The sequence below is a fragment of the Shewanella sp. Isolate8 genome (genome assembly GCF_022398495.1).
Lineage (GTDB): Bacteria > Pseudomonadota > Gammaproteobacteria > Enterobacterales > Shewanellaceae > Shewanella > Shewanella aquimarina.
Genome location: NZ_JAKEVI010000002.1, coordinates 1 through 14,217 on the forward strand (window position 1 = coordinate 1; position 14,217 = coordinate 14,217).

Consider the following 14,217-nt stretch of genomic DNA (forward strand, 5'->3'; position numbering starts at 1 on the left):
ACCTAGGTACATCCAATCGCAGAAGGTCCGAAGATCCCCTCTTTTCCCCCGTAGGGCGTATGCGGTATTAGCAGTCGTTTCCAACTGTTATCCCCCTCGACTGGGCAGTTCCCTAGGCATTACTCACCCGTCCGCCGCTCGTCAGCAAAGTAGCAAGCTACTTTCTGTTACCGCTCGACTTGCATGTGTTAGGCCTGCCGCCAGCGTTCAATCTGAGCCATGATCAAACTCTTCAATTAAAAGTTTTTTTGTTTGGCTTGCGCCAAACGACTCAATGAATTCTACTGTTTCTCATTCACTGCATTCATAAAGAAGCAGTAAACTCGATACTTACACTCTTGTAAAAACATGAGCGTAAGACATATTGCTATGAACACTCACTATTTCTAGTTGAGAAATTGCATTGAGATTTAAATCGTTTTCGATTAACTCAATACCTGTGAGTGTCCACACAGATTACTTGATAAATTGTTAAAGAGCATGCCGACTTGGTGTTCTTTGTGAACCGTTCCAAGTGGCTAGGGCTGCGTATTCTACTCAGCGCAACTAAGGCGTCAAGGCCTTTTCTCAGAATGTTTTATAAATTTGGCTCAAATGCTCAAACATCGAACAATGTGGTGAATTCCCCATCAGAAAAGCGATTTTTTAATAGATAATAACCTGGCTATCGGCCCCAAACCTCGCTTCATCCCCACCATAGAAGCTACGGATAGCACAGAGAGGTAGGACAGAGAGGTAGGACAGAAAGATAGGAGAGTTTAAAGCTTTGCGCTGATTAAGCTAAGTCTTGATTAAGCCAAGTCATGATTAAGACAAGCCATGACTGTATATAACCGTTTCACCGATGAGCGCTGAAATACAGGTCGGCGCCCCTGCTCGGCAAACATGCCCTCTGCCCAAAGGGCATATAGTCATCTAGGCTCCATCCACGACAAGCCGGCTCTGCTCTCTCGTTAAAGACAGTGCATCTCTTTGAGCATACACGCCACTATCATGAGCATACTGGCATAGACTTAACACTATCAAAGTGTACCTTTATTTACCCTATGGTTGCCCTAAACCACAGATATGCCTGCGTTAATGATTTAATTACCTCTTATGACAGCATAGATCTATCTTGAAAAATCTAAAAAAACCAGTAAGAGTCATTATACTTCGACTAGGCCTTAGCTAAAGCTAAAATCGAGTTAACTGACCTGATTGTTAATTCATTTTAGAAGCCAAGGCTATCTTCAGGTTTTTCTGTGCACGCTCAAAATACGTGGGTGAAGTGTCTATCGCTTGCTTAAACATAGTGATCGCTTGCTCATACTTGCCTTCTAACATTAAAAAGTAACCCAGATCATTTAATGCATCAGCTTTGGACATTGTTTGCTCAAAACTAGCCAGGGCTTTTCGATACAACCCTTGACGTATGTAGACCAGACCTAAATTTGACCACGCACGATTAAAACTGGGATCGGCTCTTAATGCCTGCTTAAGATAGACTTCTGCCTTTTCATAGTCTCCAACAAGATAAAATGAATAACCTAGGTTAGTGGCAATTATTGACGATTGCGGCTGAAACGCTAAGACCAACAAAAAATAGGTTCTCGCCATCTGATGGTAATTCTCGAGGTCTTCTAAAATCCCCAATGCGTTATACACTCTTAAAGGAGATAGCTCATCCAAAGCAATATACCCTGTATTCGCAGCGGCCGTCTTCTGCTCCGCTAATCTTTGTTGATCGAGCATGACGGTCTTTTCAAGGTGTTTGCGAGCCAATGCGTATTGACGCTGGTCAATCTCAAGAATCCCTAATTCAGCATTGGCTAACTTGTGCTCTGGAGCGATAGTAAGAGCTTCGTTATACGCTTTAAACGCTATGTCTTGATTACCTTTTGCTAAGTTAATTCGGGCAATTTGATAAAAAGTATCAGCATTATTCTGATTAAAATCTAACGCTTGAATATAAGCATAAAGCGCCTTATCCAGGTCACCTGCTCGCTCTGCATCGATGGCTCGATTAAGTGCATCCTGCTCAGACATGGGCGCACTAGCTCCCAAAGCAATTTGAGACTGTCCCTTATATAGATCTTGGCGCTGCGGTTTGGGAGAAATTTGAGCTTCCTCATTGGTAGATGCGCAACCACACAAAATGAGTGAAAAAACCAACACGACAACTGTCAATCGCCGCGATCCCCCGAACCTTGTTAACATAAACTCACTCCTTAGTTTATTTAAAGCACAACATATTGCCCCATTGCTAAATTAGAAAGCTTGCCCCCAGACTTTCATCACTTTCATCACAGCAGGGCCCACGGCAACAATAAAGAAAGAGGGCCATATACAGAACATCATAGGAAAAATCATTTTTACAGCCATCTTTGCCGCTTGTTCTTCGGCTTGTTGTAAGCGCTTATCTCGGTATTCCTCAGAAAACACCCTTAGAGTGGCTGCGATTCCGGTACCTAACCTTATACTCTGTGAGATAGCCGAATTGAGTCCCTTAATATCCTCTAGCCCTGTGCGTTCCGTAAACTCATTCAGGGCCACTTTTACTGTCAGTCCCGCTCTAATTTTATTGCACACCAATTCGAGTTCACTGGATAGGTCAGGATGACTTAATGAAAGCTCTCTCGCGACACGCTGTAACGCCGCTAAAAGCCCTAACCCCGCCTCACAACAAACAACCAGCAAGTCAAGTGCATCAGGAAATCCTACCCTCAGCGCACGCATACGTTTATGTGCCATATAGGTCAAAATAGTAGATGGCGCCAAAAACAAAATCCCCATGATCAAACAGACTAAATAGATACTGATCATGACTGATAAATCATTAAAATATTGAAGTAGCACTACAGAGATCACTGCACCAATCAGCAATAACAAAAGTCGAATTGCACTAAATACCGCCAATGCATTATCTGAATGCAAGCCCGCATGTATTAGTAGTCGACGAGTTTCGTCATTAGATAAATTCAAAAAAGAGAGCTTACTTAACTTTCCAATACCATGCTCTAAGGTCTTGTTTACTTCACTTTGCTCATAGGCACCTGATTGGCTCTGCTCACCCGTAATATGCTGTAAACGCTTTCTTACGGGCGAATAGACGCCGCTAATCAGGAAAGATACCGATAATGCGAGTGTTATTCCCACTATCGCAGCAACGATATAAATTGCCCATTCAACGTGTTTGGGGTCATCAAAGATCTGATTAATAAGTCCTATTAAATAGTCCATATCACATATCAATCCTAATCAATTTACTGATCCAAAGGCCACCGAGTGTCATACCAATCGCGCCCCATATTAATAGACGACGCCCATCTTCGGTTCCTGTGAGTTCGCCGACATAACTAGGTGTCTGGATGTAGATCACAGCAAAGAGTACAAAAGGTAATAAAATTAAAATCCAAGCAGAAAGCCGTCCCTCAGCCGATAGCGTTTTCACTCGTCGACGAAACATAAAACGCTTACGGATAACTTGAGACAGGTTGTCGATATTTTCTGCTAAATTACCACCAGTTTCCTTCTGCACCATGACGGCACTTGCAAATGCCATGGCTGACACGCTTGGTACACGTTCGATGAATCCGAGAATAGCCCTTTTAGTGTCTTTGCTGTAATTGATGTTGGCAAACATTAGACTGAACTCTTTAGCTAGCGGTCCATCCATCTCTTCAGTGATTAACTTAATGGCATCAGAAAAAGAATAGCCCGCTTGTAAGGCACGTCTCAGAACATCAAGCGCATCGGGAAAGCTCGCTTCGATCGCATCCATTCTTTTGGCAGTGTCTCTATTGAGCTTGAAAAAGAACAACATGAAAACCATGAAAACAACGAAGACAGTCATTAATGGTTCACGCATATACCACCAGCTAGCCCCACCAATCACACTGGCAGTCACCAAGGCTAACAGTAAGAACTGATGACCCAATAAACGATAATCAGCGAGCTCCAGTCGATAGCTTAAATCTTCTATAAAACCTATATGCTCTAATGCTCGACCTATCGCGCCCACTTTGCTTAAGCGATTCTTTCTAAGCAACGAGGTTTCCAGTACTCCATCACCAGACTCCTGCGATAACTTCTGTAAACGTTTCCTAACCTGAGCGGTATTAGCACGCTGTGGACTATACACGGGTAAAAATAGGGCTTGAGATAGGAAAATAACCGCGATGAATATTAACCCTAAAAATATCATTTCATTAGAAAGCATAGGTGTATCTCCTAAAACTTAGCGAAAGGATCACCGCAGTTAAACAACTTATAAGGTAAATCGATGCCACGTTGTTTGAGTTTAGAGTGAAAACCCGGGATTACGCCAGTAGCCTCAAAACTGCCCTTTATCTGACCATGTTCATCGATACCTTCGCGAGTAAAACGGAATATCTCAGACATAGTGATGACATCGCCTTCCATGCCGTTAATTTCCTGAATACTAATCACACGCCTTCGCCCATCCTCTTGGCGTTCAAGTTGAACGACCAAATCGATAGCCGAAGCAATTTGAGTTCTAATGTTACTCACTGGCATATCAAATCCAGCCATGCAAACCATATACTCTAATCTGCCGAGCGCGTCTCTAGGGCTATTGGCATGCAATGTGGTAAGCGAGCCTTCATGACCAGTATTCATCGCAGTAAGCATGTCTAATGCTTCACCACCACGAACCTCTCCGACCACGATTCTATCTGGTCGCATACGCAGACAGTTCTTAACGAGATCTCGCTGCGTCACCTCACCACGACCTTCGATGTTTTGCGGTCGTGTCTCTAATCTGACTGTATGAGGTTGCTGCAATTGCAGCTCGGCGGAATCTTCAATGGTTACAATGCGTTCATCAGAAGGAATATAGCCAGACAACATATTTAGTAATGTTGTTTTACCGCTACCGGTACCGCCTGAGACCAATACATTTAACTTTCCCTTAACGCCACCTTGAAGAAGTTCGACCATGTCAGCTGTAATTGACTCATAATCGATCAATTCTTTTGCCGTTAATTTATCAACGCCAAAGCGTCGAATAGATAGCGAAGGGCCATCTAAGGCCAGGGGAGGAATGATGGCATTGACCCTTGAGCCATCAGCCAATCGAGCATCAACCATGGGCGATGACTCATCAATACGACGCCCTACACTAGAGACAATACGATCTATGATATTGAGAAGGTGAGCATTGCTATGGAATTTAACATTAACATGCTCTAATTTACCATGACGCTCCACATATACCCTGTCAAAAGAATTAACCAAAATATCTGAAACTGTCGGATCAGCTAATAATGTCTCTAGCGGTCCCAAGCCTAATACTTCATCAATAATGAGTTTTATTAATCTTTTTCTAGATGCAAGGTTAATTGGAATATGCAAATCACTCATGAGCCTGTCGCATATTTCACTTATTTGACCCCGAGCTTGATCTGCTGAAACCGTTTCAATCAATGACAGATCCATCACCCCTAACAACTTATCATATAACTTGATTTTTAGTTCTTGCTCTTCAACACTCAGAGGTTGATAACTTTCCTCACCAGAAAAACTCTTATTCTCCATCATAAGACACCTCAACTAATGTCCCAATAAACGCGACAAAAAGCCTTTCTCTTTTTTAGGCTCATTACCATTCGCAGGAATTAAATTTTGAGTCAAGTCGATTAAATCTAGATACATTCTCTGTTTTTTAGCTATTTCCGTGATGGGTCGCCCCAAGTCCTCACATTGGCTTGCCAAGTTATAATCATTCCCCACAACAAACACTGAATAAATACCAAGCGCATGCTTAATATCATTTATTTTTATTTGTGCATCGGACTTATTGTATCGATTAACCAATATATGGATTTTACTCTTATCAATTCCCAAATGATTAATTAGCTGTTGAATAAGCGCCTTCACCTCTCTAATTATGATCAGGTTTTGCTGCGCAACCAACAAAATATCGGCATTGCGGAGCAATTCAATATTCCAATGCTCTGGGCCACGAGAATAATCTAAAATAACTTGATCATTAAACTGACGGCACTTCCATATTAAGTCGTATATATTTTCCAACTTAATATCATGGTGCAAATTTAATAATGAGAAAGGAGCCGCGGCAAGCAGGTGTAACTTACCTTTCGAAATCATTGCACTACGCAATGCAACCTCATCGAGCTCATCCAAGGCCTGTAAAGCATCCACAAGGTAATAATTGGGCTCCACGCCTAAAATGTGTGCTAATGCCCCATGGTGTAAGTCGGTATCTAACAAAGCTACATCCATATCACCTCGCTCAGCGGCGATAGCTGCCAAGCTTGACGCAATAAAACTGGCCCCGGATCCGCCCTTACCGTTAACAACGGCTAACACAGGAGCAAGCTCAGCCTTAGTGCTTAACAGCTGAGCAATGTTTTTAAGCGCTGTGATCAGTTCAATATCGGGCGCATCCAAAGGAATAAAATCACTCACTCCATATTGAAAGGCATGTCGTATTACTTTTTGGGGGGTATCTCTTCCTAGAATTATCACCTCTGACTTATAACTGGCAGCACATGCTAAGGCTTGTTGAGCTAACACTTCTTCATTTGGAATGACCAACAAAACTAGGTTAAAAGACTTACCTGACGCATCTGCATTTTTACTTCCTGTCAAATCTGTAGTTTTCTCCCAATGTAAATTGACACACTGAGTTAAACTAGCCTCAATTTTAGGTAAAAACTCTTTTTGCACATCTATCAACAAGACGTTCAATGGAGAAGGCATATAAAAATCCATATTCTCCTCTAAACTCGAAGCATTACTAGATTCACTAGTGAATAATTTCAATGGTTTGTCCATATAGCCAACCCTGAGTTACTACAACAATCCTTATCATTACTATAGTCGCTAATTCGGAGAGTCATCACACTAATATCGTGATTATTGACAGATGGTGCTTCCTCCAGGAAAAACCCCCAAGCTCTCTCGCGGGAGCGTGGTGGTAAATACTGGCGAATTTAGGCTGAGATGTAATCCGGGTATCCAGAGATCATGCTGATAATTTTTAATTTCTGCTTTGACCAACTCGATATCGGCGCCAGTTGCCGGATCGCCATTATCGCGAAGATAGCTAATGTCAAGGTTAGCGGCAGTTAAGTTAGGAACCAAATTGTTGCCGTTAAACAAGGCCAAACTGTCTATATTTGTGGTCGGCTGGCACACAATTGCTAATCTCGCGGCGCGGCGCGAAGCTTCCTGCAGAACACTGTATGTATACAATAGTCGCCCAACCTCAATGGCACCAAACAGTAAGATAAAAAACACTGCCGCAACAATTGCAAACTCGACAGTATAGATGCCTTTATCTCTATTCATAATACTGTGACCGCATAGTGAGCATTGAGATTAAAACTAAGATCGACCTCATTGCCCAGGCCAAAAGTAGTAAGTTTCTCCCCCAGTATCGGTTGCCAGTCGTACGACACCGAAATAACCAATCTTCGGCTGCCGGCTGGAGACTCAACAATATTAATATCTGACGCAGTCAACCCTTTTAAGATCGGGCTTGCCCCTACAGTCGTCTTACCATAGAGGAGTAAATTTTTAGTCTTTGAAATACAATTACCACACTCTTCATCAATCAATGGATTGGGAAGGATCGATGTTTGCTGAGTATCGGCATGAGCCCCTAAATACAATCCAGCATCGCGAACTAACTTAGTCAGGGTATTATATTGAAACAAAAAATGACCCAACTCTCCGGTTGCAAAAACCAGTAGCAACATAAAAGGCAATAGAATGGTCATTTCAACTGCCGCGACGCCCTTTTGTAACGAAAAGTTCATTGCATTCTCCTAGGAGTCTGGGCTATCAGGATCTTTATAGAGCACTATTGTATGATTATTGCTGACGAAATCGGGATCGACCGATGCATTGCCAGTTCCTGGGCATTCGGTCACAAATTCCCCCACTACAAAGGATTCTTGCCCACCTTGGTCAACATCTTGTACCAAGAAAAAACAGCCAGTCGTTTTAACTTCAATTTCATTACGGCCATTGGTCAGTCCATCGCAAACACCAATAACCACTGGCATCTCTCTGCGATAATTTGCGTCTATGGTACTGTCTATACAATTATCAATATTGGAATCCGCTAAATATTGGCTATGACTATAGTAAGAGGCGCTAGGGTTCGCTATGTTACCATCGGCATCAAGATTAATGCGTTCTCCCTGGCATATGTTGCGATCTCTTGGGTGATCCGTGGAATTTAATCCCCCGCCTTGCCACTGACCAAAACGGGTATTCAGACCTTGAGACACAGGACCAACATTATTACCAGGCTCTGTCGGTACAAAATCACCTGCTCCGACACAACTATTAGTTGAGTATTCACCCGCCAGCGCCTCGCGCATAACATCGGCCCCTGTACCATCCAAAGCTAATAATTGAAAATTACCCGGCCCGATAGCTTCATCACTTGCCTGCGCTGAACCTGACTTCATAGCGTACAGGCTGTTAGTCTCTATGCCATAGGGGGCCGGTACTTGCTCTCCATTTGGGCCGGTTACTGTATAATCGGGATCATCATTCACTGCACAAACCAATAAGGGCACAATTTTATTGTTGCACGTTATATCAGTACTTCGCCCCGCGACCGCTGATGCCCTAACACGTTTATTGAAACTCAACAGTTGGGCAAGAAAATTATCTAAACCAACATTTTCAACTCTCACTCTGACATATTCACTCCCTTCGATAGTGACAGGAATAAAGGGGTCGGGCAAAACTGAGAATTCAATCGAGATATTACTGGTTACATTATTTGTGCTGTAATCGGCAGGGCTAAAGCTGATATTAGTTTCCAGTTCATTGTTTTCTTTAAAAGCAAGATTCTGTGACAACATGCTCACTGCCGCCTGCCTTGCTTGCGCTAGCGTTGCACCGTTATCGAGTGCTTTAGCGGCATGCAGGGCCGAGGCATCCACAGCATTTTGTAACCGCCCCTTGCTCAGTAACATATGACCACCATCTAGGGCTAATGCGGCCACTGCAAGCAACGAAAATAAGCCTATGGTAAACATTACCAAAATTGCACCGCGTTGATGCCTTACACCTATATGCGTTATCGAGTCCTTGCCTGACGTGCCATACATATTTGATCTCCGACTAATAATTATTCAATTATCATCGAGGTGCCTAGCTCTTTGGCCTTAGTGGGACTTTCACTACTTTCTCGATAATTCAACATCACTTGACGACCATAGTTACCCTCTAAACTTAAGACTAATCCGTCGTTACGCTCAGAGGCTTCAGGATCGAGAACTTGAACATCTCTCACTTGTAAATAGCTGTCTCCCATAGAAAAGTTGTGTTCGTTAGCACAAGCCGACACAAGTAAACTGCATGCAATAACACATAGCCACTTGTTCACTTCACTCACTCTGACATTAAAATTGTTCATACTCATCACTCCAATCTAAAGTGAATGGCCGTATTTCTGTTGAGTGCCACTGTTTTCAATCTTGATATTAGACATCACAGGTTCGTATGGCGTATCCGCCTTGTCCTTAGGACGCTCTTTGGTAGAGCTTTTACCCAGTAGATAAAACTCGACATCCGATGGAGCAACAAAGCCATCTGTGGGAAGGACAACATCCTTTTTATTGAAAGGTCTCACTAAGCGTGGTGTCACTAAAATCACTAGCTCTGTCTGACCACTACGAAAGCTCTTGCTGGAAAAGAGCTGTCCAAATACAGGAACATCACCGAGACCTGGCACCTTATCGATATTTTCACGTAAGGTGTCGCTAATCAGGCCACTAATGGCTATCGTTTGACCGTCGGCCAACTCAACAGTTGTCGCTGTGCTGCGTTTAACCAGAGAGGGAACAATTAACACTGAAGTGGTATTACTCCCTGATATCGAAACAGAATTAGAATTACTTAATTCACTAACGACTACGTCCAAATTTAAATTTATCTGGCCTGAATCCAACACAGTGGGTAAAAACTTCACACCAACACCAAAATCACGATATTGAATCGTAGTGCTACCATCTTTGTCTGGCACAGGTACAGGAAATTCGCCACCGGATAAGAACTCGGCCGATTGACCACTCATAGCAGTCACATTGGGCTCAGCCAACACCTTGGCTAATCCATTTTGTTTAGCCACATCGAGGGCAAAGTTTATGAGTAAGTCTTGGTTAATATACTGAGCGAAAAAGCCTTTACTGGTTACCCCACCAATACCCGAATCGACGAATCCACCACCGCCACCAACGACACCACCGGACAGGTGTGAGCCTTGATTAAAGATCAGAAATTTTGAATCAAACTGACGCGCAATTTCACGCTGAACCTCGGCAACGACCACTTCAAGCATCACTTGGTGACCGCCTCCTATGGTCATCATATTTAATACCGTACTTTTGGGTTTACCTACCGTAGGCGCTGCATCCACATATGCCTGAGCCAACTCCATTGCAGTGTTCATTTTTTGTAGATTGGAGGCCTGACCACTTAATAGAAGTTGTCCCTGAGAGGTTTGTACTGCCAATTTTTCTGTGGGTAAAAACTCATGCAAACGTAATTTTAATCCATTTAAGTCATGGGTCACTTCAATATCCATGACACTGGTTAATATTTCGTTTTCATCCCAGATCATCACATTCGTACTACCCAACTTTTTACCCAGTACATACAGATTATTCTTGGGTAAGAGCTTGATATCTGCGATATCAGGGTTCCCAACAGAGACTCTTTGTACCGATTTAGGTAATGGTAAGACACGAGACTTAAAGATAGGGATCTGCTTTAACTCCTTTGCTCCCTCAAATGGCCCTCCAGCCATTACTGGTAGATGCATCAAGGCCGAAATGAACACCAAGAACATGCATCCTAGCTTCCAGTTTTTGCCAGTCGAACGTAGCATAGTCCACTCCTCTTCAACCCATGGGTTGTATCATGTAAGTATTCAAGCGATTAATCATTCACCTTAACCTCTTGCTCTTTCATTCCTTTTAAGATTCGCACTTTAGATTTAGAGCCAGACTGAACATATACGACCTTTTCAGTTGGTATTGATGGCTTAACGACTACTGGCTGAGCCTCAACGATTGGCTTATTCGACTCGGACGGCTCAGATTTCTCTTGATTGAGTAAAGCCACCTCAACTTGTGCATCATCATTGGGGTTTCTTAAGGCTAATTGCAGTGAGCCTCGTCCTTTCGCAACCAACAACTGTTCCGCTTGAGCCATACTCAACTCTAAGGTAACCGCTCTAACCAACACGGGTTTATTCTCATCGTTTGACGCTCGTTGATCGATAGCCAAAATCTTTACATTAGAAAGCACCACATCGGTCTTATAATCCCCCTCTTTAAAAAGGTTGATTACATCTACTCGGTTACCTGGGAGCAAGAAACCTGCTACGCCAACCACATCGTTTACCCTTATGGTAACCGCGCGCATATTAGGCTGAATAAGGCTAGCTAACGTGCTCCCCTCACCTTTATTGATCAGTTTTTCTTGGCGTAAAATCTCACCGGGATACAGCTTTTGATTTACGACTTTTCCTTCGGCATCTTCAAACTTGGTCACAGAGCCCTTAGGCACTATGCCTTCAGGAACAGCGGTGAGAACTAAATGCTTGCGATCAACAATAGTCCCCATAGGTACCAAGCTAGACACTGTTACCACATTGGTGGTATTTGCCTCCTTAGTTCCACTGGTGTTTGACTCAAGCCAATTTTGAGCGAGGAAAACCGCTATCACACCAAATATCATTGACAAGACGACAAATAGAATCGTTTTGTTATTCATAATGAACTCCCGTCGTTAACCATAATGTCAACTAAGACAGCGCCTTAACATCAACTCTCAACAAAATATATGGACCATGCTGAGTCGATGAGAGACTGTGTCACCACTGGTTCGAGCTTCATAAAACAAATTTGGTCAAACATAATGCCGAGAAGATCTCGTGGATAACAAGGAATCAAAGGCTTAGCAAACTTTTGATGATATTCCCTCAGCAGATATGTAAATGCCTCTTCGTCACAGCTCAGCTCTAATTCATCACATACCTGAAACCAAATTTTACGATAGAGTGACTCATCCAGTGCATCAAAATGGATCTTGTAACCAAGTCGCCGAAGAAATGCTTCGTCGACTAACTCTTTAGGATCAAGGTTAGTAGAGAAGAGTAAAATTAGCTCGAATGGGATCTCAAAATGTTCGCCAGACTGTAGGCTCAAAAAATCTCTATGTTCTTCCATCGGTATGATCCAACGATTAAAGAGTTGTTTCGCACTAATGCGTTGTCGCCCTAAATCATCGAGTAACAAGATGCCATTGTTGGCCTTAAGCTGCAGTGGGGCCATATACGTCCGGCTATGGGCATCAAATTGTACCTCTAGCATTTCACTCGTGAGCTCACCACCAGTGATCCGAAGCGGACGTTGGCATTGAATCCATCTTGGATCATGGCCACTGCCTAAATCTAATGGGTTATTCGTTGCCTCAACTTCGGTGCGATGATGTAATTCAGGGTCAAAGACCTGAATGATTTCATTGCCAATAGCAATCGCATAAGGAATTAGCACAGCATCGCCCAAAGTCAGATTTAGGTTCCGACACAGATAACTTTTACCTGTTCCTGGTGGACCGTATATCAATACAGGACGACTGGAATTCATTGCCGGCCCAATTTTATAGAGTAGGTCTTGCGGTAACACGAGCGCTTTAAGCCCTTGCTCAAGCATCTCATAGGTAATGGGCCGTGCTCTGCTAGATTGTTGTTTACAGATGGGAATGTATTGTTTAAGCGGTACAGGAGCCAGTCCGAGATAACCGCTGCGGCTAAAAACTAACTTTGCGTGAATCTCGCCCGTATGACTCAAGGCATAGCGCATCTGGCCATCAGCCGTCGTTTGTCGGTTTTCAACCCAGCCTAGCTTCTTGGCAGTATCGAGCAATTGTTGCAAGATACCTCCCGTTATGCCCATTTTGGCGACCATCAATTCTTTAGTGACTACACCTGCGGTAAATATGTGTTTAACCAATAAATCTAATAATAATGCTTCAGATAAACCTGTATCATCTATGGAAATAGGCTTGGGAGCCAACTTACTCACATCACCAATGTATTCATGGTCTCTAGGCTGAGATGATGATTGAACATCTACAGAATGACCCACATCTGATTGCAACATAATTAGACTTCCTATCCCAAATAATGACTTAACTGCAAATAGACACTTGGCAAATCATAGTTAATACTGCAAGCCACCAGCCAGCCTATGGCCAATGCCGGTGCATAGGGCACTTTCTGCCCTGCAGCTTCATTAGGCTCAGGTTTAAAATAGGTTCTGCAATAAATACAGTCCCAATAACGTTTAAGGGTGTTAACAACGCCACTCAACCCCGTGCGCCACAATACGAGTAATACGCTAGTGACAGCGCCTGCGGCGACGCCATATAAGAGACTCCATGCCAAAAGCTCTGGCCCCATTAGGGCACCAATTCCCATCATCAATTTAATATCGCCAGCGCCAAGTAGCCTAAAAATGAAGACAGGAAACAAAATAATAAACGCCAGTGCAAAACCAAAACTGGCTAAGAGTAAACCATTGAGTTGTGCATAATATCCGTTGATGGCAAAACCACAGAAAATCGCCGCAAGCGACAAAGCGTTAGGAATGCGATGCGACCTTAAATCTGTGGCGATGGCTATGATGAAAAACAGCGCCGCCAACGTGATTTGAAGTAATAATTGGGCATCTGTCATTGAGATCGTATCTCTTAGATAGGCATTTAACATTATCCAAATAACATAGGTGCCTAGTATTCAAGCCAAACTAGGCACCTCTATCACAAGCTGAATGCCTTATTTAGTTTGTACAGTCTTGGCTATTACCATTAACAGCAGAGGCTAGACAATCAATCTTATCTGTTGCGTTTTCACCTAATAGGTTAAATGCGGCAATCATCCCGCCCACAACCAGGCCACCGGCAATGGCATATTCCACTGCCGTTAAGCCACTTTCATCTTCAATAAAATCTTTAAATAAGCTTGTAAGGTTCATAGTTTTCTCCTAACGACCCAAAGAGGTGCTTTGTATAGCCGCTGAGCTCACAGAAGCGATTACCCATCTATCTTGCCTTGCTATCAGCTTCATCACCTCGTATCCATCAGTGCCATGACTTGCTACCGAATATGCGTTCCTGTTGCCAATTTTTAATCATGACAGGAATAAGCTTCATCACTCG

The 14,217-nt window shown here is 43.1% G+C and carries 14 protein-coding genes and 1 rRNA gene; all 15 read right to left on the reverse strand.

Features of this window, described 5'->3' with window-relative positions; genetic code table 11:
• A 16S ribosomal RNA gene (locus L1D43_RS09425) occupies nucleotides 1-239 on the reverse strand; the annotation flags it as partial.
• Between the two features lie 964 nt (nucleotides 240-1,203).
• On the reverse strand, nucleotides 1,204-2,199 hold the full coding sequence (locus L1D43_RS09430) for a tetratricopeptide repeat protein (RefSeq protein ID WP_239851133.1): 996 nt from the start codon (nucleotides 2,197-2,199) through the stop codon (nucleotides 1,204-1,206).
• A gap of 51 nt (nucleotides 2,200-2,250) precedes the next feature.
• Nucleotides 2,251-3,222 (reverse strand): type II secretion system F family protein, encoded by a 972-nt coding sequence (locus L1D43_RS09435; RefSeq protein WP_239851135.1) that lies wholly within the window; start codon nucleotides 3,220-3,222, stop codon nucleotides 2,251-2,253.
• Nucleotide 3,223: 1 nt separating this feature from the next.
• Nucleotides 3,224-4,201, reverse strand: coding sequence for a type II secretion system F family protein (locus L1D43_RS09440; protein WP_239851137.1), 978 nt, complete (start codon nucleotides 4,199-4,201; stop codon nucleotides 3,224-3,226).
• Between the two features lie 11 nt (nucleotides 4,202-4,212).
• Nucleotides 4,213-5,538 carry a CpaF family protein gene (locus L1D43_RS09445; RefSeq protein WP_239851966.1) on the reverse strand — a complete coding sequence of 442 codons (1,326 nt, stop codon included), beginning with the start codon at nucleotides 5,536-5,538 and terminating at the stop codon, nucleotides 4,213-4,215.
• 15 nt (nucleotides 5,539-5,553) lie between these two features.
• The gene (locus tag L1D43_RS09450) at nucleotides 5,554-6,801 is read right to left on the reverse strand and encodes a P-loop NTPase (protein ID WP_239851139.1); all 1,248 of its coding nucleotides are present in this window, start codon (nucleotides 6,799-6,801) and stop codon (nucleotides 5,554-5,556) included.
• Nucleotides 6,802-6,882: 81 nt separating this feature from the next.
• Entirely contained in the window at nucleotides 6,883-7,317 is a 435-nt protein-coding gene (locus L1D43_RS09455; protein ID WP_239851140.1) for a TadE family protein, read from the reverse strand.
• Nucleotides 7,314-7,787, reverse strand: a complete 474-nt coding sequence (locus tag L1D43_RS09460) for a TadE family protein (RefSeq protein ID WP_239851143.1) — start codon at nucleotides 7,785-7,787, stop codon at nucleotides 7,314-7,316. The genes L1D43_RS09455 and L1D43_RS09460 overlap by 4 nt, the downstream gene beginning before the upstream one ends.
• Before the next feature lie 9 nt (nucleotides 7,788-7,796).
• The gene (locus L1D43_RS09465) at nucleotides 7,797-9,098 is read right to left on the reverse strand and encodes a pilus assembly protein TadG-related protein (protein WP_239851145.1); all 1,302 of its coding nucleotides are present in this window, start codon (nucleotides 9,096-9,098) and stop codon (nucleotides 7,797-7,799) included.
• 20 nt (nucleotides 9,099-9,118) lie between these two features.
• Nucleotides 9,119-9,406 (reverse strand): hypothetical protein, encoded by a 288-nt coding sequence (locus tag L1D43_RS09470; protein ID WP_239851147.1) that lies wholly within the window; start codon nucleotides 9,404-9,406, stop codon nucleotides 9,119-9,121.
• A gap of 15 nt (nucleotides 9,407-9,421) precedes the next feature.
• On the reverse strand, nucleotides 9,422-10,813 hold the full coding sequence (locus L1D43_RS09475; RefSeq protein ID WP_235375359.1) for a type II and III secretion system protein family protein: 1,392 nt from the start codon (nucleotides 10,811-10,813) through the stop codon (nucleotides 9,422-9,424).
• A 116-nt stretch (nucleotides 10,814-10,929) separates the two neighbouring features.
• Nucleotides 10,930-11,769, reverse strand: coding sequence for a Flp pilus assembly protein CpaB (gene cpaB, locus L1D43_RS09480; protein ID WP_239851149.1), 840 nt, complete (start codon nucleotides 11,767-11,769; stop codon nucleotides 10,930-10,932).
• A 50-nt stretch (nucleotides 11,770-11,819) separates the two neighbouring features.
• On the reverse strand, nucleotides 11,820-13,160 hold the full coding sequence (locus tag L1D43_RS09485; RefSeq protein ID WP_239851150.1) for an AAA family ATPase: 1,341 nt from the start codon (nucleotides 13,158-13,160) through the stop codon (nucleotides 11,820-11,822).
• 11 nt (nucleotides 13,161-13,171) lie between these two features.
• Nucleotides 13,172-13,735: an A24 family peptidase gene (locus L1D43_RS09490; protein WP_239851152.1), complete on the reverse strand. Its 564-nt coding sequence runs from the start codon at nucleotides 13,733-13,735 to the stop codon at nucleotides 13,172-13,174.
• Between the two features lie 103 nt (nucleotides 13,736-13,838).
• Nucleotides 13,839-14,033, reverse strand: coding sequence for a pilus assembly protein (locus L1D43_RS09495; protein WP_041509514.1), 195 nt, complete (start codon nucleotides 14,031-14,033; stop codon nucleotides 13,839-13,841).
• Between the last annotated feature and the right edge of the window lie 184 nt (nucleotides 14,034-14,217).